At 61.6% G+C, this 26,742-nt stretch carries 15 protein-coding genes; 7 read left to right on the forward strand and 8 right to left on the reverse strand.

The features are described 5' to 3' along the window. The first annotated feature begins 249 nt into the window (after nucleotides 1–249). Entirely contained in the window at nucleotides 250–3,336 is a 3,087-nt protein-coding gene (locus GRI34_RS07735) for a TonB-dependent receptor domain-containing protein (RefSeq protein WP_234028174.1), read from the forward strand. Between the two features lie 504 nt (nucleotides 3,337–3,840). Here GRI34_RS07735 and GRI34_RS07740 read toward each other — a convergent pair. The 4 genes from GRI34_RS07740 to GRI34_RS07755 form a co-directional block, all read right to left on the reverse strand. Beyond that, complete coding sequence (locus tag GRI34_RS07740) at nucleotides 3,841–5,844, reverse strand: alpha/beta hydrolase family protein (protein WP_160595438.1); 2,004 nt, start codon at nucleotides 5,842–5,844, stop codon at nucleotides 3,841–3,843. Between the two features lie 107 nt (nucleotides 5,845–5,951). After that, nucleotides 5,952–9,449, reverse strand: coding sequence for a TonB-dependent receptor (locus GRI34_RS07745; protein WP_160595439.1), 3,498 nt, complete (start codon nucleotides 9,447–9,449; stop codon nucleotides 5,952–5,954). Between the two features lie 372 nt (nucleotides 9,450–9,821). Then, nucleotides 9,822–12,398, reverse strand: coding sequence for an ATP-dependent chaperone ClpB (gene clpB / locus GRI34_RS07750; protein WP_160595440.1), 2,577 nt, complete (start codon nucleotides 12,396–12,398; stop codon nucleotides 9,822–9,824). A gap of 137 nt (nucleotides 12,399–12,535) precedes the next feature. Further along, nucleotides 12,536–13,984 (reverse strand): ATP-binding protein, encoded by a 1,449-nt coding sequence (locus GRI34_RS07755; RefSeq protein WP_160595441.1) that lies wholly within the window; start codon nucleotides 13,982–13,984, stop codon nucleotides 12,536–12,538. Between the two features lie 119 nt (nucleotides 13,985–14,103). Between GRI34_RS07755 and GRI34_RS07760 the strand changes: the two genes are divergently transcribed. From GRI34_RS07760 to GRI34_RS07780, 5 genes are all read left to right on the forward strand, one after another. Further along, entirely contained in the window at nucleotides 14,104–16,299 is a 2,196-nt protein-coding gene (locus GRI34_RS07760; RefSeq protein ID WP_160595442.1) for an acylase, read from the forward strand. Between the two features lie 40 nt (nucleotides 16,300–16,339). Then, entirely contained in the window at nucleotides 16,340–19,243 is a 2,904-nt protein-coding gene (locus GRI34_RS07765; protein WP_160595443.1) for a M16 family metallopeptidase, read from the forward strand. A gap of 86 nt (nucleotides 19,244–19,329) precedes the next feature. Beyond that, nucleotides 19,330–19,635, forward strand: a complete 306-nt coding sequence (locus tag GRI34_RS07770; protein ID WP_090480638.1) for a hypothetical protein — start codon at nucleotides 19,330–19,332, stop codon at nucleotides 19,633–19,635. Between the two features lie 210 nt (nucleotides 19,636–19,845). Continuing rightward, nucleotides 19,846–20,631 (forward strand): hypothetical protein, encoded by a 786-nt coding sequence (locus GRI34_RS07775; protein WP_160595444.1) that lies wholly within the window; start codon nucleotides 19,846–19,848, stop codon nucleotides 20,629–20,631. 16 nt (nucleotides 20,632–20,647) lie between these two features. Then, a complete protein-coding gene (locus tag GRI34_RS07780; RefSeq protein WP_160595445.1) occupies nucleotides 20,648–21,313 on the forward strand; it encodes a hypothetical protein in 666 nt (221 codons plus the stop codon). Between the two features lie 6 nt (nucleotides 21,314–21,319). On the opposite strand, the gene GRI34_RS07785 is transcribed toward GRI34_RS07780, so the two are convergent. From GRI34_RS07785 to gatB, 4 genes are all read right to left on the reverse strand, one after another. Continuing rightward, nucleotides 21,320–21,556: a hypothetical protein gene (locus GRI34_RS07785; protein WP_160595446.1), complete on the reverse strand. Its 237-nt coding sequence runs from the start codon at nucleotides 21,554–21,556 to the stop codon at nucleotides 21,320–21,322. An 89-nt stretch (nucleotides 21,557–21,645) separates the two neighbouring features. Then, entirely contained in the window at nucleotides 21,646–23,808 is a 2,163-nt protein-coding gene (locus tag GRI34_RS07790; RefSeq protein ID WP_160595447.1) for a S46 family peptidase, read from the reverse strand. A gap of 122 nt (nucleotides 23,809–23,930) precedes the next feature. After that, nucleotides 23,931–24,386 (reverse strand): tRNA (cytidine(34)-2'-O)-methyltransferase, encoded by a 456-nt coding sequence (locus GRI34_RS07795; RefSeq protein WP_160595448.1) that lies wholly within the window; start codon nucleotides 24,384–24,386, stop codon nucleotides 23,931–23,933. A 28-nt stretch (nucleotides 24,387–24,414) separates the two neighbouring features. Then, a complete protein-coding gene (gatB, locus tag GRI34_RS07800) occupies nucleotides 24,415–25,914 on the reverse strand; it encodes an Asp-tRNA(Asn)/Glu-tRNA(Gln) amidotransferase subunit GatB (RefSeq protein ID WP_160595449.1) in 1,500 nt (499 codons plus the stop codon). 45 nt (nucleotides 25,915–25,959) lie between these two features. Here gatB and GRI34_RS07805 point away from each other — a divergent pair, with 45 nt between their 5' ends. After that, on the forward strand, nucleotides 25,960–26,742 hold the full coding sequence (locus GRI34_RS07805) for an FkbM family methyltransferase (RefSeq protein ID WP_160595450.1): 783 nt from the start codon (nucleotides 25,960–25,962) through the stop codon (nucleotides 26,740–26,742).

The raw sequence follows: 26,742 nt of genomic DNA on the forward strand, positions 1-26,742 counted from the left end.
GTGAAGGTTCACATGCGCTGTCGCGCAAATTTCCGCCGATTCTGAGTGTGTAACATCAAAGTCACACACACTGCACCAAGATACCAAAAGCTAATGCCTATCGTTGCCTCGACAGGCGCACTGGACCATGAACCCTCTGTTTCGGAACCACCGGTCTGTCATAGCGCAGGCGAATGGGGTGCCCCACGGGGTCTCCCACGAAAATGGGGGGAACCGGACGGGTTTCAGCAACTAGAGAGGACAGGAACCTTGAAAATCTCTAATCTTACACGGCTTTCTGCCGCAAGCAGCGTACTGGCAGTAGCCATGGCCGCTGCTCCGGCACTGGCCCAGGATCAGGATGCGGAAGTTGACGCAGTCAGCGCCGCAGACCTGGAACAGGAAAACACGGACCGTTCCGGTGACGCGATCATCGTTACGGGTACCCGCATCAGCAACCCGAACCTCGAACTGGCAAGCCCGGTTGCAGTGGTCGGTGAAGAAGAACTCGCTCTGCAGGCAACTTCGACTGTCGAAGAAACCCTGCGTGAGATCCCGGGTGCAGTTGCGAGCCTTGGCTCGAACCTGAACAACGGTAACGGCGGTTCGACCTTCATCAACCTCCGCGGCGTCGGCTCCAACCGTAACATCACGCTGCTGAACGGCACGCGTCTTGTTCCGGCTGACACCAGCCTGCGCGTCAACCTTGACATCATCCCGACCGCCCTTCTCGAGCGTGTCGACGTCCTGACCGGCGGTGCCGGCTCGACCTACGGTGCCGACGCTGTTTCGGGCGTGATCAACTTCGTCACGAAGACTGACTTCGAAGGCGCAGAACTGACCGTCCTGAACTCGATCACCGAAGAAGGTGACGGTTATGTTGGACGTGCCGACCTTACCCTGGGTGCAAACCTGGAAGACGGTCGCGGTAACGTTGTCCTGAACCTCGGTTACACCAAGCGTGATCCGATCCGTCAGGGCCAGCGTGACTATTCCGAGTTCAACATCAGCTCGTTCTCGGGCAACCCGGGGGGTTCTTCGACCACCACGCCGATCCGTATTTCGGCTGCTGGCGGTGCGAGCGGTATCCTCGGCAACATCTCGACCGACCCGGACACCGGTGCAGAGTCGAACACGGGCTTCCTGCAGCTGGACCCGGATGCCGGCGTTCTGCGTCCCGGCTTCACGCCGTTCAACTTCAACCCGTTCAACTACTTCCAGCTTCCGCTGGAGCAGTACCGCATCTACGCACAGGGTAACTACGAAATCTCGCCTGCTTTCGAGGTTTTCGCAGAAGCCATGTACGTCGACAACGAAGTTCGCACCAACGGCGCGCCCTCGGGCACGTTCGGCGTGACCGCGCCGATCCCGCTGTCGAACCCGTTCCTGCCGCAGGGCATCGTCGACCAGATCTGTGCTGCCGACACGCTGCTTTACGTTCCGGCCATCCCGGACGATCCGGCTACCCCGGAAGACGAATCGGCACCGGCAGTCAGCGCTCCTGGCCAGGTCGAAGCTTTCCTTGACCCGGCAGCTTGCGCCGCGGCTCGTGCAGCAACCGATCCCGACGATCCGAACTTCACCACGGTCAACCTGACCCTGGGCCGTCGTCTTGTCGAATTCGGCGAGCGTCTGTCGGTTCGTGAAACGAAACAGTTCCAGATCAAGACCGGCGTTCGCGGCGAGATCTCTCCGACCCTGAACTACGAGGCATTTTTCTCGTATGGTGAGAGCGATCGTACTCGCAAGCAGTCGGGTAACGGTCTGCGTTCGCGCCTGCTTCAGTCGCTCAATTCGACCAGCACCGACCAGTGCCTCGACACGACCAACGGCTGTGTGCCGATCAACCTGTTCGGCCCGACCGGTTCGGTTCAGCCTGAAGCTCAGGCTTTCATCGACACGGGTAACCAGCAGTCGAACTTCAACCGTCTGACGCAGGCCGGTGCCTACATCGAAGGCGAACCGGGCTTCACTCTCCCCTGGGCGCTCAGCGGCGTGAGCTTCGTGCTTGGTACGGAATACCGCGAATACACCGCTGGTGCATCGTCGGACATTCTGTCGCAGACCCCGTCGGAAGTTCTCGGAAACGGTGCGGCAACGCCCGACTTCACCGGTTCGTACGACGTCAAGGAAGCATACGGCGAACTCGTTGTTCCGCTGGTAGAAGGCAAGTCGTTCTTCGACGAGCTTACTCTCCAGCTGGGTGGCCGTGTTTCGGACTACTCGACCACTGGTACGGAATACACTTGGAAGGTCGGCGCGACCTGGGCTCCGGTCCCCTCGCTGCTCTTCCGCGGTAACTACCAGAAGGTTACCCGTGCTCCGAACATCTTCGAACTGTTCAACCCGCAGGTTACCGGTCTCGCCAACTTCTCGGCTGATCCGTGCGCCGGCTCGGCTCCGCTGAGCAACGCTGACCTGCGTGCAATCTGTCTCGCACAGGGTGCAACGAGCGGTCAGATCGGTGGTATCATCATCGATCCGGCTGGTCAGGTGAACGTGACGAGTGGTGGTAACCCGAACCTTGATTCGGAAGATGCCAACACCTGGACGATCGGTGCGATCTTCTCGCCCGACTTCCTCCCGGGCTTCACGGCAACGATCGACTACTACAACATCGAAGTTACGGACGCGATCACGATCCCGACCGAAGATGACATCTTCGCAAACTGCTTCGGCGTAAACTACGCTGACGGCTCGCTTGCGATCGATGGCAGCTCGGCTTCGGATCCGGCGTGTACCGGTATCCGTCGTAACCCGGCGACCGGCAACCTCTTCGGCGAACTGGCAACGACTCCGGGTCTCCCGCAGGTCCGCACCAACCAGGGTAAGATCTTTACCGACGGTATCGACCTGACCATGGCCTACAGCGCGCCGCTGACGGACTCGATCGACTGGAACTCCTCGTTCCAGGGTAACTGGACGAATAGCTCGACCTTCCAGGCTTCGCCGAACGGTCTCGACCGTGAATGCGTGGGCTTCTACTCGTCGAACTGTGCGTCGCTCCAGCCTGAATTCTCGTTCAACTGGCGCAACACGTTCTCGTTCAACGATGTGTCGGTCTCGGTCGCATGGCGTTGGCTCGACAGCTTCGAGTACGAACCGATCTCCGATCCGTCGCGCTTCGTTGAAGAGTTCACCACCATCGACTCGTACAGCCTGGTCGACCTGAGCGCTCGCGCTAAGGTTCTCGACTCGCTGGACTTCATCTTTGGTATCCAGAACGTCTTCGACAAGACGCCGCCGCTGGTAGGTTCGAACATCGGTTCCACCGGGTTCAACTCGGGTAACACCTACCCGTCGAACTACGACGTGCGTGGCCGTAGCTACTCGCTCACTCTCAAGCTCGGCTTCTAATTTAGAGGCTTAGCAAGAAATCGGGGCGGCGGACGCAAGTCCTCCGCCCCTTTTTTGTGTCCGCCAGCAGGTCAGTCATCCGTGATCGTAAACAACAACTCTCCAGAATGATCAGCCTTCGCCTGACACAGGAACGCGCCTCGATCCCACGAGAAGCGGGTCATCGGCGCGCATGGATTTCTTGAGCGGAAAGCCTTAGCCCTGCAGCAAGTTGACCTCGCTTCCGTGCAGACAATGACTGACGCATGGCAGTGTTGAGACAGGGGAACTGCCTGGCCATAGCAGCTGCGATCCCGGTCCCTTTTGTCGCGAGGTAGCCGCCTCGCATATAATATTCGCAGATTCTGCGAGGTTTGCAGAGGCCTGCAAGGCGTATCATCAGCGAGCTCGTACTTAGCCTTGCCCTGATCGCGTAGAGGCGCAATTCAACCGGCGCTCATAAGAAAACGGCCGACACACCCAAAGGTATGCCGGCCGCTTTTGCATTAGTTTGTGAAGTTCAGATCAGAGGCCGCCGGGACCGCAGTCGTTCTTCAGGAAGTCGAACATCTTGGTGTAGAACTGCTGCTGATGCTCGAACATCAGGGTGTTCGAAAAGTGGTCGGCGCCCTTTAGAGTGAGGAACTGGGCATTCTGGATGCCAGCCTTCTCAATTGCGTCCTTGTAGTCCTCGTAGTGGAAGTAAAGCACGCGGGCATCGACATCGCCATGCACCATCAGGATCGGGATGTTGACCTTCGACACTTCCTTAATGGGATTGATGCCGATCATGCCGCGGCGCTGCGCCCACTCATCGATCGCCTTCGCACCATACGGATTGCGACGCTGCTTGTAGCTCTTCTCCGGATCGGAAACCGCTGCACCAGCAATTACGCACTGATACACGTTCGGCGAACGCGAAGCCGCTACCAGGGCTGAATAGCCGCCATAGGACCAGCCCATGAAGGCCACGCGATCAGGATCTACGAGACCTTTCTCGATGAGATAGAGTGCACCGTCATCTTTGTCGTCTTGCATGGCCAGACCATGTTCGCCATAGCCTGCATCGAAGTGCTTCTGGCCCCAGCCGGTCGAGATGCGGTTCTGCGGGCGAAGGACGGCATAGCCGGCATTCACGAGCATCTGGTCCCATTCATCGTAGCCCACGACGTTGTTGACGTGCGGACCGCCGTTGTGACGGACGATCAGCGGGTACGGGCCCTCGCCTTTCGGGCGCATGAAGTAGGCGGGGATGGTCAGCTTGCCGTCGCGCGAGGGGTAGCGGATGAACTCGACATCCGCCAGCTGCTCGGGCTGGATCAGCGGGTTACGGCTGCCGAGCTTGGTCATCGTGCCATTGTTGACGAGCCAATAGGAGCCCGGATCACGCGGACCACGGTTCGACACAATCATCGTACCGCCATCGGTCGAACGGCTGGTGATGCTGACCTGGTGCGCATTGGGGATCTGGGCCTCGAGCGCGTCGTAGAGCGCCTTTTCACCTTCATCGAACCAGATGGTGCGATATTTGTCCCACGGATAGATCGCGCCGACCAAGGTATCGTCGCCCGGCATCGAGCTGGTGCGAATGCCCATGATATCGGCGGAGTCCGTCGCGGCGAGCTTCTCACCGAACTGGCCGGTGTCGAAGTTGAACTCCCACAGCGCCGCCTTATCTTCGCCGCGGTTGTCGATGACGTAACCGATGCTCGGGTTAGCGGGGTCAAAGCCGTGAAGGCGCATGAAGCCCGACAGCGTACGATACAGGTTTTCGTGCTCGTCCTGGTCGTAGCGCATGAACTCGGTCCACGAATTCTCGCCAGGCTTGCGATAGTAAGTGATCGCTTCCTTGGAGGCACGATCATAGCCCACGGTCCAGCGCGGATTACCTTCGTTGTCGAAGCGAGCGGTCGGGTACTTTTCGCTACCCTTCAGCACCAGCTGCTTCGTGCCCTTGGCAAGGTTCACCTTGTAATAGGAACGCGGACGGAAGGCAGCGTAAGGATCGACACCCGAAGTATTGGGAATAGCCGTGCCGGTTTCGACAAGAATGCTGTCCGGTTCATTTGGCAGCACGTTGGCGACGCCGAAATTACCGTCGATCTTGCTGAACTTGTTGGCCTTCAGGTCGTAAGCGTATCCGGCGTAATCATAGGTGCCCTCTTCGGGCCCGTTCACGCGCGACCGGTTCTGCTGCCACGCCGATCCAAAGATGTAACGATCGCTGACCCACTGCGCGCTGATGATTTCCATCGGGTCCGCATTAAGGACGCGATAGGGCTTCGACATGTCCTCGGTCTTGTAGATCTTCAGGAGGTATTCGCCCTCCTTGCTCTCGACCACATGGACCAGGACGTGCTTGCCGTCTGGAGAAACCTGCACGGCGTTGACGACGTCACGCAGCGCCCAGACTTCGATCGGAACGCTCGGCATGCCGGTAGTATTCTGCTGGGACGCTGCCGGAGCGGCGACAATCCCGAGTGACGCTGCGGCACCGGCAGCGAGCAAGGCGGATTTGAAGATTTTCATGAAGCGACTCTCACAAGATATTCAAAAGGTAGGCCCTTAATAGCAAAGGGCGGCCCCATGTGAAAACACGGAACCGCCCCTTTCTATACTAACTCAGATGAACCGAGTTAGAACTGGTAGTTGACCGTTGCGAAGAATTCGCGACCGTCCAGGTTGTAACCACCACCGAGCGGAACGTTCGAGATCGAGAGGATCTCGTTGCCGTCCACGAGCGGGGGATCACGATCGAACAGGTTGGTCACACCGAGGCGGATCGACCAGTTCTCTGCACGGTAGCGGATCGAAGCCGCGTGCTCGAAATAGTCGTCCGCATATCCGATGTCGCGGCAGAAGATGCCGTCGGCAGGGATGGTGTCGGGACCCGTTCCATCGGGGCCAGCCGAACCGAAGCCGGTGCAGGTGTTACCCACGAAGCCGGTGTCTTCACCATCGGGTCCGAAACCGAATGCATCGGCGAACGGATCGATACCGTCGACGTCCTGCTCCTGCTCGCCGACCCAGCGGGTCTGCCAGGTGAATGCCCACTTGTCGATTTCAGCGGTGAACGTTGCACGGCCGGTCCAGCTCGGGAAGAAGAACTCGCCTTCGAAGCGCGAGATCGTTTCCACACCGAACGGATCGACGAACGAGTTCGAACGCTCGACCAGGTGGTTTGCACGAAGGTCGAGACCAAGATCGACGAGGGTGCCGAACAGTCCGACTTCCTTGCCGAAGTTGGCGTTGAAATCGAAACCACGCACGCTGTCTGCATCGAGGTTGATGAACTCCAGTGCAGCGTCGCTGATCAGGCCGAAGTTGGTCGGAGCCGGATCGATGAACAGCTGGTCACAGAACTGGCTGCGGACGCCGTCCTGGCGAGCGTAGCAGTCGTTGACCGAGAACTGCAGACCCGGACGAATGACCGAATCCTTCACCTTGATGTCGTAGTACGAAGTCGAGAGCGAGACGTCCCAACCGTCACCGAAGGTTTCTTCGAATGCGAAACCTGCAGTGATCGAACGCGACGTTTCCGGATCAAGGTCAAGCGAGCCACTGGTCGAAATTTCAACCGAGTTCGACTGGAACACGCGAGGCGTGTCTGGGTCGCTGTTGTCGATACCTACAGTCGTCGGATCACGACCTTCGCGCTCGCAGTTGGCAAAGATTGCCGGGTCGCGATTGTCGCGCGATGCGTCGTAAGCACCATTGACGAAGGCCTCGGTCGGGACCGCACAGGGATCGAAGACGCCAAGGAAGCCGGTCTGCCCGCGCAGGAAGTTCTCACGCAGGTTCGGAGCGCGGAACGACGTACCGTAGCTGAAGCGCAGCAGCAGTGGCGAAATCGGACGCCAGCCACCCTTGATCGAGAAGGTTCCGGCCGTACCGTAGAACTCTTCATCGGTAATACGACCAGAGACGTTGACCGTCAGTTCCTGAACGAACGGCTTGTTGGCGATCAGCGGAAGATCGATTTCAGCAAACGCCTCGCGGATCCACTTGCTGCCGACGGCACCAAGGTCCGAGATGATGTTGAACTGAAGACCGTTAGCCGCAACGAAGTTCGGCTGCGAGTCGATCGAGTCTTCACGCCATTCGACGCCGATAACGGCACCGACCGGACCAGCCGGCAGTTCGAAGAGGTCGCCGGTTGCGAAAGCCGAGAACAGCTTCTGTTCGTAGACCGTGCGGAACGAACGATCGTCAAACAGATAGGCTTCTTCTTCCGGCGTCAGGGTTGCACGGAACTGACCGATGATATCGTCGCGGAACGGATTGAACGCAATACAACCGTCGAACAGGCCAGGTGCGGCGAGTTCGGGGTTTGCGAGTTCTTCCGGCCCGGCACAAGGCGTCACCGGCGCATCGTAGCCAAACACCGACTGCACGAGCGGATCGGCGGCAAACCGAACACTGGGATCGTAGTCGTCGGCGATACCGTCGTTGTTGAAGTCGACGATGCCGTCGCCGTTGAAGTCACGCGTCGGGTCGATACCGAGCGACAGAGCGTACTTGTCTTCACGCAGACCGCGCGCCGAAGTCGTACCATCCGAACGCGTATAAACGCCGGTGACTTCGAAGCTCCAGCTCGGCGAGATGAACGGCAGGTCGCCGCGCACACCGATCACACCGCGATACTGCTCAAGGTTCGACTTGAAGTTGTCGCGGTCACCGATGAGCGAGAAGCGCGGCAGCACGGGCATGCCGATATTGAAGCCCGGGCTGAAGCCGTTGTTGAACACGAAGGATTCGTCGAAGCAGCTGACGCCGTTCGGCTGGTTCGGGTTACACGGGTTGAACGGGTTGTTGTCCGGAACAACTGCAACCGCCTGAGTGAGGCGCGAATCTTCCGAACGCACTTCCGAACGCGAGTACAGGAACTCGAAGAACGGCGTGATATTGGCTTCGCCCGGAAGGATGTATTCACCGTAGGCGAGCGCATTGTAACGCTTTTCCTTCGGGATGAAGACGCCCTGCGGGAATGCACCGTTGGTGCTGTAGTCGGCGAAGCGAATGTCCTGAATGCCGTCACCGTCGAGATCGACGGGATCGCCATTGAAGAAGGTCGATTCCGTGTAGCCCGGAACGGTCGTGTTGCCCGGCGGATCATAATAGATAACGCCAAACCGACCGAAGTCCGTGATTAGCGAGCGCCCGAGGCCTTGGCCACGGCGCTTACAAGCTTCCGGTGCCTGGGTGATGGTGCCGTCCGACGCAAGCTCTGCATCGATCTGGTCGAGCAGGCCGACAGTGCGGATCGAGCCATCGCTACCGAGTTCGTAGTGGGTTTCACAACCGGCGAGGAAATCGCGGTCCTTGAACCGAATTTCGTCACGGTAGTTGTATTCCGCACCGAAGCCGATGAAGCCGCGGTCGAAGTTGATGCCGTAAGCAGCGCTTACGTTGTAGTCGTTACCGCCGCCCTGTTCGTTCAGGTTGCCGCTGGCGAACAGTTCGAGGCCGTCGAAGTCCTTGCGCAGGATGACGTTAACAACGCCGGCGACAGCGTCAGAACCGTAGACCGACGAAGCGCCGTCGAGCAGCAGGTCGGTACGGTCGACCAGTGCCGAAGGCAGAAGGTTGGTCGACGGCGCGCTCGGAGCACCGGAAACACCGGCAGGCGCGAGACGGCGACCGTTCAGCAGCAGCAGCGTACGGTTTGCGCCGAGGCCGCGAAGGTCGACGGTCTGCTGACCCGGGCCGTTGTCGAGAACGAAGCCCTGGAAGGTAGCGTCGATCTGCTGGCCGGTTGCGGCTTCGTCGCGCTGAAGGATCTGCGAAGGATCGAACAGGCCGGCATCGCGCGTGCTTTCCGCGGTGATGACCTGAAGCGGCGAGATCGAGCTGTAGGTGTCGCGCTTGATGCGCGAACCGGTAACGACGATCGCACCGGGAGTGCTCTGTCCGGTCGCGCCAGTGTCGGTCACATCGACTACGTCCTGTGCGTTCGGATCGTTATTGGCAACGCCGTCAACGCCATCCGACTGAATGACGCATTCGCCTGCCACTTCTTCCTGACCTTCGGGGCATTCTGCGTCCTGCGCATATGCCTGGCTTCCGGCCGTCAGCGCGAGCGCCGACGCCGAGAAGGCGAGCCCCCGGATTGTTTTTGTGTGAATTTTTCGCATTGATTACTCCAGTCGCGACAACTGGAACTGCGTCTCCCATCCGGACGACGAAAAGGACGCACCCCTAGCGGCATCCGTTTCGCTCGAATTGTCCGGGTGGATCGACCCCCAGTCCCAACACACGGGTTTCTGCGGGATTAACGATGCAGTGTCAAAGCACTGGGGCGCTTTAGAATCTCTTGTTGCGCAAATCCCACACATTTGCCGATTGAGCGCAAAACTGTGAAATAATCAGTCGCGGCAAAGGTGAAGGCGAAGAATTTTGTTTCGCCTGCAATCCTATCCAGCGCTTTACACGTTTGAACGACAAGCGAATCACCAGCCCCAACGCGAGGAGAGGCGGGCCATTCTGACCCGCCCCAGATTGGATCGTCAGCTTACCTGCATTTCCAGTGAGCCATCGCCTTCGTCGATCTTGACGGTCGACCCGTCCGGCACTTTGCCCGACAGGATCATATCGGCCAGCGGGTCCTGGACATAGCGCTGGACGGCGCGCTTGAGCGGCCGCGCACCGTAGACAGGATCATAGCCCACACGGCCGAGCCACTTCTTCGCCGCTTCGGTCAGGTCCAGCACGATCTTGCGATCCTTCAGCAGCTTCTGCACGCGTGCGACCTGGATATCGACGATCGGCGCCATGTGTTCCTGCGCGAGGCGATGGAACAGGATGATCTCGTCAAGGCGGTTGAGGAACTCGGGGCGGAAGTGTCCACGCACCACATCCATGACCTGCGGCTCGACATCCTCGACCTTCTGATCGTCGTCCATGTTGGCAAGGTACTGGCTACCCAGGTTGGAGGTCAGGATGATCAGCGTGTTGCTGAAATCCACGACCCTGCCCTGCCCGTCGGTCAGGCGTCCGTCATCGAGCACTTGGAGCAGCACGTTGAATACGTCGCTGTGCGCCTTCTCGACCTCGTCGAACAGCACGACCTGGTATGGCCTGCGCCGCACGGCTTCGGTCAGGACGCCGCCTTCCTCGTATCCGACGTAGCCCGGAGGCGCACCGATCAGGCGAGCGACCGCGTGCTTTTCCATGAACTCGCTCATGTCGATGCGGACCATCGCCTGATCGTCATCGAACAGGAAACCGGCAAGCGCCTTGGTGAGCTCGGTCTTGCCGACGCCGGTCGGGCCAAGGAAAAGGAAGCTGCCGAGCGGACGGCCCGGATCCTGTAGGCCAGCGCGCGCACGGCGGACGGCCTTCGACACCGCGTCGATGGCCTGCGACTGGCCGATCACCCTCTTCGACAGGATATTCTCCATGTCGAGCAGCTTCTCGCGCTCGCCTTCCATCATCTTGTCGACCGGAATGCCGGTCCAGCGGCTCACGACGCCCGCGATGTCGTCTTCGGTCACTTCTTCCTTGAGCAGCGCATTGTCCGTGTGGCCACTCGCTTCCTCGAGACGCTTTTCGAGCTCGGGGATCTTGCCATATTGCAGCTCGCCCGCCTTCTGCAGGTCGCCGGCGCGCTGGGCCTGCTCCAGTTCGATCCGCGCCTGGTCAAGCTCTTCCTTGACCCGCGCTTCGGCGTGGATCTTGTCGCGCTCGTTCTGCCAGCGGGTGGTCAGTTCGGAGGACTGCTGTTCGAGCTCGGACAATTCCTTGCGCAAGGCTTCGAGGCGGTCCTTCGACGCGCTGTCGGTTTCCTTTTGCAGGGCCTGCTCTTCGATACGCAGCTGGATTATCCGGCGGTCGAGGCCTTCGATTTCCTCCGGCTTGCTCTCCACCTCCATGCGGATGCGCGAGGCGGCCTCGTCCATGAGGTCGATAGCCTTGTCCGGCAGGAAGCGGTTCTGGATATAACGGTTCGACAGCTGCGCCGCGGCGACGATTGCGCCATCGGTGATGCGCACGCCGTGATGCAGCTCGTACTTATCCTTGATGCCGCGCAGGATCGAGATCGTATCCTCGACGCTCGGCTCGTCGATGAAGACGGGCTGGAAACGCCGCTGCAGCGCCGGGTCTTTCTCGACATATTTCTGGTATTCGTCGAGCGTGGTCGCACCGATGCAGTGGAGTTCGCCGCGCGAGAGGGCGGGCTTGAGCAAATTGCCTGCATCCATGCTGCCTTCGGACGCACCGGCGCCGATTAGCGTGTGCATCTCGTCGATGAACAGGATGATCTGGCCTTCGGCGCCCTTCACCTCGTCCAGCACAGCCTTGAGGCGTTCCTCGAACTCACCGCGATATTTCGCGCCCGCGATCAGCGCGCCCATGTCGAGCGACATGAGCGTGCGGCCCTTCAGGCTGTCGGGCACGTCGCCATTGGCGATACGCAGCGCAAGGCCCTCGGCAATCGCAGTCTTGCCGGTCCCGGGTTCGCCGATAAGCGCAGGATTGTTCTTGGTGCGGCGGGCAAGGATCTGGACCGTGCGGCGGATTTCCTCGTCACGGCCGATTACGGGATCGAGCTTGCCGTCGCGCGCCGCCTGCGTGAGGTCGCGCGCGTACTTCTTCATTGCATCGTAGCTCTCTTCCGCGCCCGCACTGTCGGCGGTGCGGCCACCGGTAACTTCCTGGATCGCCGCTTCGAGCGACTTGGCGTCGATACCCGCCGACTTGAGCGCCTTGCCGGCATCGTTGTCCGCCAGCGCGAGCGCCTGCAGCAGGCGCTGCACGGGCACGAAGCTGTCTCCGGCCTTCTCTGCCAGCTGTTCTGCCTGGTCGAGTGCACGCACGGCATGGTTGTCGAGGCCGGGCGTCTGCTGCGCACCGCCGCCGGACACGGCCGGGATCTTGCCCAGTGCCGTATCGATTTCGGTAATCGCCACGCCCGGATTGCCGCCTGCACGCTGGATCAGCTGCGCGGCCATGCCCTCATTATCTTCGAGCAGGGCTTTCAGGATATGCGCCGACGTAATGCGCTGGTGGTTCATGCGAATGGCGACCGTCTGCGCGCTCTGCAGGAAGCCCTTGGCGCGATCGGTGAATTTCTCGAGATTCATGCTGGTCCCTCAAAAAGAATTGCCGCCCGGATATGGTGTTGCCAATTTGCAACACAAGCCCTACCCCGCAAAAATATGCGAGGTGTGTTAGTCGAATATAGGGGTGCCTGCGCGCTTGGCGAGGGGCAAGGCGAAATTTATTCCGCAGGGAGCCCTTCGAGGCCCGGCACCATGACCGTGCGGCCACCGCCGAAATCCTCGCGCACCACGATCAGGCCCTGCCGTTCGAGGTGGTCCAGCAGGCGGCGGATGCGTCCGGGCGAGCTGGTGCCGTAGGCGCGGGCCAGCTCGTCCTCGTCGACCTGCGTTTCGCCCGCATGGGCCGCCTTGGCGATCACCAGGAAAGGTCCGAGCAGGTCCTCGTCCACGGCGCTCGCGAGGTGCATGATTTGCGCCTGCAAATCCTCACCCAGATCGGCAAGGCCTGCACCTGCGATAGCAAAGCGGCGGCGGAAGGCGTGCATGTCCGGCATCGGCCCGATCAGCCGTTCGCGGCGGCAACGGGTGAGGAAGGTCTGGTATTGCGCGCTGGCCGACTGGAAGGCGATGCCCTCTTCGCCCGCAAGCTCGCCAATCAATTCCTCGATCCGCCGCGCGACGGCAGAGGTATCGGGCTTCTCCGCCGGCGCTTCGACCTGCCGCTCCTCGGCATGGGCGATGCTGTCCTCCATTTCCTCCATGCGCGGAGCAGGTGGAGGGGCCGGAGGCGGCGTCGGCGTTGCGACATCGCTGGCAAGATCGCGGGTCAGCAGGTCGGCCATGTCTTCGGGCGCGGTATCGGGCAGCGCCATCAGCCCTTCGCTGCGCGCTTGGTGGCCGGTCTTTACCGGGCCGATCTTGCAGGCGACCGGCAGCCGCGTGATCGCAGGCCCGAGGGCGAGGAAATGCCCGCGATCCAGCTCGCGGATACGTTCCGCCTGCCGGCGCTCCATGCCTAGCAGGTCGGCCGCGCGCACCATGTCGATGTCGAGGAAGGTGCGGCCCATAAGAAAGTTCGACGCTTCTGCCGCGACATTCTTGGCCAGTTTCGCCAGACGCTGGGTGGCCACGATGCCGGCCAGCCCGCGCTTGCGCCCGCGGCACATCAGGTTCGTCATCGCCGACAGAGTCATGCGGCGCGTGTCTTCCGCCATTTCGCCCGCTGCGGCAGGCGCGAACATCTGCGCTTCGTCCACCACGACCAGCGCGGGATACCAATGCTCGCGCGGGGCATCGAACAGGGCGGTGAGGAACTGCGCGGCGCAGCGGATCTGCTGTTCGACCTCCAAGCCGTCCAGGTCGAGTACCACGCTGGCACGGTGTTCGCGAATGCGACGGGCCAGCGCTTCTATCTCCGGCGGGGAATAGGCCGCCCCGTCGATCACCACATGGCCGAATTCTTCCGCAAGCGAGGGAAAGTCGCCTTCCGGATCGATCACCACCTGCTGCACCATCCCGGCGCTTTCTTCGAGCAGGCGGCGCAAAAGGTGCGACTTTCCGCTGCCCGAATTGCCCTGAACGAGCAGGCGGGTCGCGAGAAGCTCCTCGATATCGAACTCGACCGGCTTGCCGGACGTTTCATGGCCGATGGTGATCTTGGCAGTCACACGCACATGGCTAGACAGCCGAATCCCCAAAGCGGAATAGGCCGCGACAGGTTTTGCCCAGACCGATTGCACCGCTCGTCGCACGACGCTAGATCGGTTGCGAGAGAGGACTGGATTTCATGACCAAATGGTTCGGGCGCATCGGTTTCGCCCTTTTGTTGCTCGTGCTTGTCGCATTCGTCGCGCTGGCAACCTGGGAACCGCTGTGGGCAGAGCGCGACGATGTCGTCGAGCCGCAGCGCACCTACACCGCAGAGATCATTCGCGACGAATTCGGCGTGCCGCATATCTACGGCGATACCGACGCGGACGTCGCTTACGGCGTCGCCATCGCTCATTCGGAAGACGATTTCTCGACCCTGCAGGACGTGATCGCCATGGCCCGGGGCCGCTATGGCGCGATCGCCGGCCAGGACGGCGCGGCAATCGATTATGTCTACCACTTGCTCGATGCGCGCGGCACAGCAGAGCGCCACTATCCTGACCTGCCCGAAGACACCCGCGCGCTTTTCGATGCCTATGCGGCAGGGCTCAACCAGTTCGCCGAAGAAAACCCGGACGAGCTGAAGCTCGGCAATTTGTTTCCGGTTGAAGGCGAGGACGTGGCGGCAGGTTTCGCGCTGCGCCAGCCCTTCTTCTTCGGCCTCAACGGCGTGATCGAGCCGCTGGTGACAGGAGAGCCGCTGCGGCGCGAATACGGTCCTGACATTCCGGGCTTCCCGCGTTCCACTGATACCGTCGATGCCGCACTGCCCTCGCAAGAGGTGGCAATGTCTCCGCTTGGCAAGGACAACGGGATGAGCGGGTCGAACGCCTTTGCTGTCACGCCGGAGAAATCGGGCGGACCGACCATCCTCGTCTCCAACAGTCACCAGCCCTGGCGCGGCGGCGTGGCGTGGTACGAACTGGTCGTCGAGAGCGGCGAAGGCTGGCACTATGCCGGGGCCAATTTCCCCGGCTCACCCTTCCCCTTCCTCGGCCACAACCGCGATCTGGGCTGGACCAATACGGTCAACTCCCCCGACATGATCGACGTCTACCAGCTGGAAGTGGACGCCGATGGCAATCGCTATCGCTTCGGCGAGGAATGGCGCGAGCTCGAGCGCAAGACGGTGACCCTGCCCGTGCGGCTCGGCCCGCTCGTCCTGCCGATCCAGCGCGAGGTACTGCGCAGCGTCCACGGGCCGGTCATCAAGAACGACAATGGCTATTTCGCTTTTCGCTATGGCGGGATCGACAATCTCGGCCAGCTCGACGCCTATTACCGCCTCAACAAGGCCGAAACGCTGGAAGAGTGGGAGGGCATCCTTGCCCGGATGGACATCCCCTCGACCAACTTCATCTACGCCGACAAGACCGGCAACATCGCTTATGTCTACAACGCCGCCCTGCCCGACCGTAGCGAGGGGCCGAACTGGCGCACCGTGCTGGACGGGAGCGATCCGGCGCTCGTCTGGAACGGTCCTGTCGAATACGGCGAACTGCCTCGTTACCTGAACCCGGCATCGGGCTGGCTCTACAATGCCAACAACGCGCCCTACACCGCTGCAGGGGCGGGAAGCGATCTCTCGCCCGAAAAATTCGCGCCCGAACTCGGTGTCGAACTGAAACAGACCAACCGTTCGCGCAGGGCCTGGAAACTGCTGAGCGAAGCCGACCGGCTCGACCGCGCCACGCTGGAAGAGATCAAGTACGACACCGGCTATGCGCGCGAAGGTTACGTTGCGGACCTGTGGGACGAGTTGGAAGCACTCGACCTGTCGGACGAGCCGCGCCTTGCCGAGGCCCGCAAGCTACTCCTCGACTGGGATTTCACCGCCAACAATATAGGGCGCGGAGACAGCCTCGCCCTGCTGATGATCCGCGAATTCATGTCCTGCCGGTACCAGAACAAGGCCTGCCCCAGCGCACGCGACGAGTTGGTGAAATCGGTCGACCATCTCGAAACGCATTTCGGCCGGATCGACCCGCCGATGGGCGACTTGCTTCGCCTGCGCCAAGGCGATGTTGACCTGCCTCTGGACGGAGGTTCCGACACGCTGCGCGCATCGACGCTGTGGGACGTAGACGAGGATGGTAGGCTGTCGGTCCGCCACGGCGACAGCTTCATCCAGTGGGTCGAGTGGAATGCGGGCGAGCGGGTCACGTCGCGCTCGATCCAGCCCTTCGGTTCCGCCACCACGCGGCCCGATTCACCGCATTATGCCGATCAGTCTACGCTGTTCGTCCAGCACCGTTTGAAACCCGTCCATTTCTGGCGCGAAGACGTGCTGGAGAACGCGAAAAGCCGCAAGATCGTGACGAACCGTCGCTGACGCTCTAGGCTTTCCAAGAACAATACCCTTCGGAGCCCCCATGAAACGCATCCTTTCCGCCAGTGTTATCGCTCTCGCCGTCTCGGCGTGTTCGACCTATTCGCAAGAGCCGGTCGATACCGCTTCTGCCGATGTGGCCGTTGCACAGCAGTCAGTCAGCTTCGAGCCTGCCCCGCTGTCCCAACTGGTCGCGGAAGTGGACCTGCCCTTCGACAAGTTCGTCCTCGACAACGGCCTCACCGTGGTTGTGCACGAAGACCGCAAGGCGCCGCTGGTCGGCGTGTCGGTGTGGTACGACGTGGGCTCCAAGCATGAGCCCAAGGGCAAGACCGGCTTTGCCCACCTATTCGAACACCTGATGTTCAACGGCACCGAAAACGCGCCGGAAGACTGGTTCGAATATATCCAGCAGATGGGCGGCACCGACGTGAACGGGACCACCAACCCGGACCGGACCAACTACTTCCAGACCGTGCCGACCGGCGCGATCGACCGCGTGCTCATGCTGGAAAGCGACCGGATGGGTCATTTGCTCGATGCCGTGACGCAAGAGAAGCTCGATAACCAGCGCGGCGTCGTCCAGAACGAGAAACGCCAGGGCGACAACAATCCCTTCGGCCTGCTGCGCTACGAAATCTTCGAAAACCTGTTCCCCAAGGGCCATCGCTATCACCACTCCACCATCGGCTCGATGGGCGATCTCGATGCGGCGACGATGGACGATGTGCGCAACTGGTTCATCGACCACTACGGCCCGAACAACGCCGTGCTGGTACTGGCTGGCGACATCGACACGGCAACCGCGCGCGAGAAAGTGCAGAAGTGGTTCGGCGATATCGAACGCGGGCCGGAAGTGAACCATCCCGCCGTCGACATTCCGACGCTGGCCGAAGACAAGACGGTCGTCACTACCGATCAAATTTCGACCACGCGCCTTTATCGCATGTGGGCTGTGCCCGGTTCGAACTCTGCTGAATCGGTCCCCATGAACCTCGCCTCTGCCGTGCTGGGCGGACTGTCGAGTTCCCGGCTCGATAACGCACTCGTGCGCGAAGACCCGGTCGCGGTCTCGGTCAGCACTTTCAACTACACGCTGGAGGATGCCGGAATTTTCGTCGTCCAGGCCGATGTCAAGCCGGGCGTTGACCAAGGCGAGGTCGCAACCAAGCTCGACGCACAGATCGCCGATTTCCTCGCCACCGGCCCCACCGAAGACGAGCTTCAGCGCGCCAAGGTGTCGACCATGGCAGGGGTCATCCGCGGGCTGGAATCGGTTGGCGGCTTCGGCGGCAAGGCTCCGCAGCTTGCCGCTGGCGAGCTGTTCGCGAACGATCCCGGCTACGTCGAACGCCAGCTCGACCAGATGGCCGCCGCCACGCCGGAGCAGGTCCATGCGCTGGCTCGCAAATGGCTCTCGCGCCCTGTCTTCAACCTCGTCTTCAACCCGGGTGAGCGCACTGCGGGCGGCGAAGATCGCGGCGGTGCCGTGACCGGACCCGATTCCATAGAAGACATCGCGCAGGCCAATTACTGCGCCGAGGAAACCTGCGACCTGTCGCAGATCGCCACGCAGGCGCAGGCCGATCGCGATACCCTGCCGGAACTCCAGCCGCTGCAAGGCCTCGACTTCCCGGATATCGAGCGCGCGACCCTGTCGAATGGCATGGAAGTCTATTTCGCTCACCGCGATGCCGTCCCGACCGTTTCGGTCCGCGTCGAATTCGATGCCGGCAGAGCTGCCGAAACTGCGGAAACACTCGGCACGCAGCGCCTTTTGCTCAGCACGATGGGCGAAGGGACGGAGCGTCTCGATGCGACCGACTATGCAATCGCGCAGGAACGGCTGGGCGCGAACATCTTCAACGGCTTCGATGCCGACTACACCAACTTCTCGCTCGCCGCGCTGGCCCCGAACCTCGCGCCGTCGCTGGAACTGCTGGCCGAAACCATCCGCCAGCCGGGTCTTCGTGCCAATGTGATCGAGCGTGAGCGTGCGCAATTGCTCAACGCCCTCTCGTCGGAACTGAAGAACCCCAATTCCATCGCCGATCGCACCGGTCGCCGCGCGATTTTCGGACCGCACCCCTATGGCCTGCCGACCTCGGGCGTTGGTTCCGCAGCCCGGCTCGAGGCGTTGACCGAAGCGGACCTGCGCGCCTTCCATGAAACATGGCTGCGTCCCGACAATGCCCGCATCTTCGTGGTCGGCGACACTTCTTTGGCGGACGTCGTTCCCCTTCTCGAAGCGAGCTTCGCTGACTGGCAAGCCCCTGCCACCGCCAAGCCGGATCGCAACTACAGCGCCGCCATTCCCGAGCCGCGCCAGCGCATCATCCTGGTCAACCGCCCCAACTCGCCGCAATCGGTGATCTACGGCGGACAGGTGCTGGGCCTGACCGGCCGCGACGACCTCATCCCCCTCATCGCGTCGAACGAGGCGCTTGGCGGGGGCTTCCTTGCGCGCATCAACATGAACCTGCGCGAAGAAAAGGGCTGGTCCTATGGCGCGGGCAGCCAGATCGCGAGCGGCCTCGACCGCGTCTTCTACGGCGTGCGCGCTCCGGTCCAGTCGGACCGCACCGGGGATTCGATCAGCGAAATTCGCCGCGAAATCAACGATTTTGTGGATGCGCGCGGCGTCCAGCCCAACGAGCTGGAGCGGATCGTCAATTCCAACATGCGCGAATTGCCCGGCCAGTTCGAAACCGCGGGCGATGTGCTTGGCGGGCTCGTCAACATCGTGCGTTACGACCGCCCCGACGATTATTACGAGACGCTGGCCGCGCGTTACAAAACCCTCACCGCACCGCAACTCGATCTCGAAGCACGGCGGAACATAAACGAGGGTGATATCGTCTATATCGTAGTAGGCGACGCCGAAGTGGTCGCCCCGCAGCTCGACACCCTCGGCCTCGAAGTCGAGGTGATCGAACCGCAGGAATGAGCTTGTTGACATCGGTGTAAGTAACGCCGATGTCTGCACCACCAGATCCGGCCCGCACCAGCGGGTCACGCAAAAGGAGAATATGCATGTCCGTAGCCGGTACTTATGACACCGTCGTCAAGAGCCCCATGGGTGACCAAAAGGGCACCTTCACCGTCGTTCCGGGCGATGATGGCAAGACCTTCACCGGCTCGATGGCCGGCGGCATGGGTTCGATGGACGTGAAGGACGGCACCATCGACGGCAACGCGCTGAGCTGGAAGATGGACATGACCGTCCCCATGCCGATGACGCTGAACTGCAACGCCACCGTCGACGGTGACCAGCTGACCGGCACCGTCAATGCCGGCGCATTCGGCGACATGGCGCTGACCGGCGAACGCCAGGGCTAAGCCCGCAGGTCAAACCAGACAAGAAGAGGGCCGTCGGAGCGATCCGGCGGCCCTTTTTGGTGCGACGCGCCATCGCCGTTCGCAGCAATCCTTCGTGCGAACCACATTCCCGCCATCATTGATGATAGGTTGTTCGTGAAAACACGAGTTTCGGGTCGATTCGCTACCAACGGTTTTGCTCCCATTTCAGGGGCCAAGTGGAGGTTTTGCATGACTATCGGACTGAAGCACTTCGTCGCCGGCACCGCACTGGCTGCCATGACCGCCGTTCCGGTTCTGGCCGAGAAAGCCAGCGAACTGACCTATATCAACGGATCATACGGACGCGATGCTGAAAGCCAACTACGCGAACGCGGCTTCGCGCATATCTCCACCCACAAGAACGATATGGGCTACGTCTACAGCTACTGGTGGGACGAGCGTGACGACGACTGCGTGAACGTCGAGGTTTACGATGGCCGGGTGATGACCATCAACGATGCGAGCGACCAGGATTGCGGCCGTCACAAGGGCGATGCCGGAGCGGCAATTGCCGCCGTGGCAGGCGCGGCGATCCTCGGCGCGTTGCTGAGCCACAAGTCGCACCATCATGACGACAACAAACACCACGACGATCGCAACGACGAAGCCCACTACGAGCGCGGCTACCAGGACGGGCTCCACAACGCGGCCTATCACAATTACGACCGATCGGACGCCTATTCCAACGGCTACAGCGCCGGCGTGAACGAGCGCAATGCGAACCTTCGCCATCATCATGGCTACGGCGGTTATCGCCAGGTCGCCCAATTCAAGGATCTGAACGGCGCACGCGCGGCAGGGGGCATGAGCCAGCTGGAAAGGCGTGGTTTTCGCCAAGTCGATAATTTCACCAGCGGCAATACCCGCTATTCGATCCAGTGGCGCCCCCAGTCGCGGCAATGCTTGCAGGTGACCATCGCCGACGGTCGCTTCTACGACATTCGCGACATCGGCCAGCATCCGAATTGCCGCTGAGCGAGGGGGACGAGCGATGAAACTCAAGGCTATCGTGGCGGGCGCTTCGGCGCTCGCCCTTGCCGCATGCGGTGGAAGCACTTCCGAACCCGAGGCAGAACCCGCACCTGCCGAAGAGCTTGCCGTAATCCCGGAAAGCCTCGCCCCGTTCGGCGATGGCTATCCCAATGCGGGAGATCCGTGCCGCAACCTTGGCGAGAGCGTGGCGACTTCGAACTATTTGGACGACAGCGCAGTGCTGGTCGGCTGCCCAAGCGAAGCCTCCGCCGAGGCGCTGGGCGGCAATATCGTCGGCAATGTCGAAGGCGTCCGCCTCGTCAGCGTACCGATGGGCGATGCCAATGCGGGTTTGGAGAGCGATGCCATGGTCGCAGGCACCGATTACAATGCCACGACCATTCTCGACTGCGGCTTCGACAACGCACCGCCCACCCAGAGCTGCGAAGCGGGGGTGAAGCGCAACTGGGGCGAGGACGGCACGCATCTCGTGGAGGTGAGCAAGCCGGATGGAAGCAAGCGTGCGATCTTCTTCAACGGTACCGAACCTTACGCCGCCGACAGTGCGCAGGCGGACGGTTCGGCGGGCTGGGACTTCACCACGACGCGCGATGGAGACCAGGTGACGGTGAAATTCGGGCCTGAGACCTATGTCCTCGTCGACGCACTCATCACTGGTGGCTGAAGCGGATTAGCGCTTCCACAACCAGTAGAGGATGGCCGCATTGATCGTGGGCGCAAGGATCGCGACCCAAGCGCCCACCAGGCCCAGCCTGTCGGCAAGGATGTTCCACGGCAGGCCCAGCGGCATCAGGAACACGCCGGACAGCGGGTCCTGCTCCTGCCCGAACCAGCCGAAGGTGCCCACGGCAAGCAGGAAGAGCGCGATGGCATAAAGCGCTGTGAAGACGATGAAAGCCCACTTCATGTGGCGCAGGCTATCCACAATCCTTCAAAACGCAAAGGGCCGCCGGATCGTCTCCGGCGGCCCTTCGTTTTCGTGGTGTGGGACAGACGTCAGTCGACGATGTCCATTTCCTCGATCAGGCCCTCTGCCCCGTCGACCTTGTCCATCACCCACAGCATGTAGCGGGTGTCGACATGGATCGTGCGCGTGGTGCGCGGGTCGAAGTCCCAGTCCGAATTGACGCTTTCGAACGTGCCGTCGAACAGCAGGCCGACCAGCTCTGCACGCGCGTTGAGTGTGGCCGAGCCGCTATTGCCGCCCGTGCTGTCGAGGTCGGAGAGAAAGTTGACCGGAACCGAACCGATGCTGTCCAGCGCATAGGGCCCGTAATCCTTTTCACGGATTTCTTGCAGCTGCTTGGCCGGAGCGTTGAACGGATCTTCGCCGGTGTCCTTTTCAAGGATGCCTTCCAGCGTCGTGAACGGCAGGTAGGCCATGCCGTCCTTTGGCGATCCGCCCATCACATTGCCATAGGTCACGCGCAGCGTGGAATTGGCGTCGGGATAGGTCGAGAGGCCCTGCGACCGCTGCCACTGGGTGATCGCTTCCATATAGGCGGGGCGCAGCGCCTGCGCACGGCCTGCACGCTCTTCCGCTTCGGCTTCCTGCTCGCGCTCGTATTCGTAAAGCGCGACAGCAAGCTGGATGAACGGGTCTTCGCTCGCCTCGAAATCGGCCGGGCTCGCATCCATCAGCGCAAGGCGCGTTTCGCTGTCGTCCAGCGTGGTGCCTGCATAATAGCTGTCGAGCTTGGCCGAGAGGGCCGCCGCATCGACATCACCAGTGAGACCTAGCGCATCGTCGAAAACGGCCACGCGGTTTTGAGCCGGTTCTTCGAGATAGGTATCGAGGAACAGCAGCCACTGCGCCTTGTCGACCGAAGCCTCGTACCGGCGATCGAGCGCCTGCAGGCCTTGCGCAAAGAACGTCATGTCGCGGTCCTGGTATCCCGGCTCGCGCTGCGCATCGGGCTTCAGCCGCTCCTGTGACAGGCGATAAAGGCGCTGCGCTGCCGAAAGCAGCGAGGGGCGGGTCGCGAAATTGTACCAGAAGGCTTTTTTCGCTGCGGCTGCACCTTCTACCGTCAGTGCCTGAAGGCCGGAGATGGCATCCCCGTAGTTCGTCCGCGAGGGATCGGCCGCGATCCATGCTGCGAGTGCTTCTTCGCGGGCGCGGCGACGGTCGACAAGACCGACACGGCGTGCGCCTTCGAGCTGGCCGCGCGTGTTCTTTTCGAAGTTGTTGAGACCGGCGAGGAGCGATTCGTACTTCACGCGCGCATCCGAACCTTCGGGAGCGGCTTCTTCAATGGTGTCGATCCAGTCGTTCACCAGCGTGACGTAGGTCGGATAGGTCCAGCTGAAGGTGTTTTCCACCTCGGCCAGCGTGGCATAGCGCTGGGTCGATCCGGGATAGCCTGCAGCCATCACGAAATCGCCATCATCGAGACCGGCCGCACTTACCTTGAGATGGTGTTCAGGCTGGTAGGGCACGTTGTCTTCGGAATAGTCCGCTGCCGAACCGTCCGGTCCGACATAGGCGCGGTAGAAGGCGAAATCGCCCGTGTGGCGCGGCCACATCCAGTTATCGATATCGCCGCCATACTTGCCGATGGAATCGGCAGGCGCATAGACGAGGCGCACGTCGCGCACTTCGAGGCGCTTGATCAGCGTGTATTCCGCGCCGCCATAAAAGCTGGCGACCTGGCAACGCGATCCGGCATCCTGTTCGCACTCTGCCGTGATGTCCTTCATGCGCTGTTCGAGCGTGTCGTAACGCTCGGTCGCCGAAAGGGCATCGACGCCGTCGCGCATGCGGGCAGTCACATCGGTGATCTCGGTCGTCACATAGATGCGCGAGCCAGGTGCGGCAGGCAGTTCGTCGCCCTTCGCCTTGGCGAGAAAGCCGTTCTCGAGATAGTTGTTCTCGGCGGTGGAATTGTACTGGACCGAACCACGCGCACAGTGGTGGTTGGTCACCACCAGGCCTTCGGGCGAAACGAAGCTGGCGGAACAGCCGCCGAGCGACACGATCGCACCCATCGGGAAGCCGGTCAGGTCGGTCAGCGTTTCCGGATCGATTTCGAGGCCGGTTTCCTTCAGGTCCTCGGCGATTTCCGGCAGCTGGCCGGGCGTGAACATGCCTTCCTTGGCGGCAATCGGCGCGGTCGCGGTGCAAGCGAGCAGCGCCGCGATGGTGGCGGTCTTACGCATTGATTTTCAGTCCCTCACATGGCGCGCGAGAATGCGCGCGAAACGCGCAGAGGGCTAAGAGGTGGCAAGGTCTTGCGCAAGCAAGACTTCTGTCGGGGACATGGCCGACCGACGAACGGCGTTCAGATGTGGGTGCGAACCGCCTGGTAGGCTGCAGCCGCAACCGTGTTCGCAAGGTTGAGCGAACGCACCTTGTCCGACCGCATCGGCAGGCCCACCAGCTGCGCCTCGTGAGCGGAAACTATGTCGGCGGGCAACCCCTTCGTCTCGCGGCCGAAGACAAGATAGGCGTCCTCGGGATAGTCGGGCTCGTAAAAACTGCGCTTGGCGTATTCCTCGAACAGGAACATCTGGTCTTCGCGCGGGGCGCGCTCGGCAAGGAAGGCGTCCCAGCTGGCGAATTCGACCAGCCGGATATGCGGCCAGTAGTCGAGGCCAGAACGCTTCACTCGCTTGTCCGAAATCTCGAAGCCGAGCGGGTGGATCAGGATCAGCTCCATGTCGAGCGCCACACAGGTGCGCCCCACCGCGCCGGTGTTACCGGGTATCTCGGGATGGACGAGGACGATGGAGGTCATCGCCCTCCCCCTGTTTTTGGCCGGGTGATCAGCCCAGCTTGTCCTTGAGGATCTGGTTCACGACCGCCGGATTGGCCTTGCCCTGCATGGCCTTCATGGTCTGGCCCACGAAGAAACCGAACAGCTTGTCCTTGCCGCCGCGGTATTCTTCTACCTTGTCGGCGTTGGCAGCGATGATTTCGTCGATCGCCGCCTCGATGGCGCCGGTATCGCTGACCTGCTTGAGGCCCTTTTCGTCCGCGATGGCTTCAGGATCGTCGCCGGAGCGAAGGACGTGTTCGTAGATTTCCTTGGCCTGTCCGCCGGAGATCTCGCCCTTGTCCTGCATCGCCAGGATCTTCGCCTGCGCTTGGGCAGTGGCATTGGCCGGATCGGCTTCATCGCCCAGCGACTTCATGACGCCGGGAGCGACCGAAAGCGCCCAGTTCGCCACCTGCGTCGCGACCTTGGCTTCCGGCTTGCCGATCTGGCTGGCCGTTGCCGAAAGCAGCGTTTCGAAGCGGCCGAAGGTTTCGACCTCTGCCGTCAGTTCGCGCGCGTTGTAGGGCGTGAGGCCCAGCTCGTTCTCGTAACGCTGGCGCTTGGCGTCGGGCAGTTCCGGCAGGCTGGCGCGGCATTCCTCGATGAAGCTGTCTTCCAGCTCGAGCGGGAGGAGATCGGGATCGGGGAAGTAGCGATAATCGTGCGCGTCTTCCTTGCTGCGCATGGAGCGCGTTTCGTTGCGGTCCGGATCGTAGAGCCGCGTTTCCTGCACAACGCTGCCGCCGTCCTCGATCAGGTCGACCTGGCGGCGCGCTTCCTGTTCGATCACCGCCATCACGAAGCGGACCGAGTTCACGTTCTTGGTTTCGGTACGCGTGCCTAGCTCGCTGGAGCCGACCTTGCGAACCGAGACGTTGACGTCGGCGCGCATCGAGCCCTGCTCCATATTGCCGTCGCAGCTGCCGACATAGCGCAGGATCGAGCGCAGCTTGCGGACGTAGGCGCCCGCTTCCGCAGGCGAGGTCATGTCAGGCTTCGAGACGATCTCCATCAGGGCAATGCCCGTGCGATTGAGGTCGACATAGGACATGGTCGGATGCTGGTCGTGCATCAGCTTGCCCGCATCCTGTTCGACGTGGATACGCTCGATACCGATGACCTTGTCTTCGGGAATACCGGCCTTCTCGTCCGCCTCGATCACGAGCTGTCCCTCGCCCACAATGGGGTGGTAGAGCTGGCTGATCTGGTAGCCCTGCGGCAGGTCGGCGTAGAAGTAGTTCTTGCGGTCGAACCGGCTCCACTTGTTGATCTGCGCCTCGATCGCCATGCCGGTGCGCACGGCCTGGCGGATGCATTCGCGATTTGGCACGGGCAGCATGCCGGGCATGGCCGCATCGACCAGGCTCACCTGCGTATTGGGCTCGGCTCCGAAAGCGGTGGAGGCGCCGCTGAACAGCTTGGCGTTGGACGTGACCTGCGCATGGACTTCGAGGCCGATCACGACCTCCCATTCGCCCGTTGCGCCCTGAATTGTGTAGCTAGTCATGGTGCATGCCGATAAGCGTTTGCAGCGCACGATGGAAGGGGCTGGATGCGACCGATTGCAAAGTTTCTGGCACGCCGCCTGGCCGCCTTGGCCGGGAGAGAGCTGGTACCTGCCGGAACGCTTGCCGAAATGAGCGACAAGGTGCTGCTCGGTGAAAAGGCGTTGCTGCTCTCGATGGTGGAGGACGGGCGCTTGCGCGAAGCGCTGGATTTGCTCCCGCACAGTCCTTCGCAATTGAACCAGGACTTCTTCGCCCTGTCCGCAACCGGCTGGAAACACAGCGGGTTCTTCGTGGAATTCGGCGCGACCGACGGCGTCACGCTCAGCAACTCCTACCTCCTGGAGATTTACTTCGGGTGGCGCGGTATCCTTGCGGAACCGGGCCGGGTCTGGCGCGGGCGGCTGGAAAATTCCGGACGCAGCGCGGCCAAGGACTACGATTGCGTGTGGTCGAAGAGCGGCGAGACCCTGTCATTCTGCGAAACGGAATGGTCGGAAACGTCCACCATCGAAGCGTTCAGCGCGCGCGACCATCACGAGCGGCGAGCGGCGAGGCGCTATGACGTCAGCACCGTGTCCCTCGGCGACCTACTCGACCGGCATGATGCGCCTGCCACTATCGACTACCTGTCGATCGACACGGAAGGCAGCGAGTTCGCCATCCTTGAGGCCTACGACTTCGCGTCGCGTCCGATCGGCTGCATCACGGTCGAGCATAATTACACGCCCGACCGCGAGCGCATACACGCGCTCCTGACATCGCAGGGCTACGAACGGCGCTTCGAGGACCTGTCGCAGTTCGACGACTGGTACGTCCAAGTCCGCTAG

The organism is Qipengyuania aquimaris (genome assembly GCF_009827445.1).
GTDB classification, from domain to species: Bacteria; Pseudomonadota; Alphaproteobacteria; order Sphingomonadales; family Sphingomonadaceae; genus Qipengyuania; species Qipengyuania aquimaris.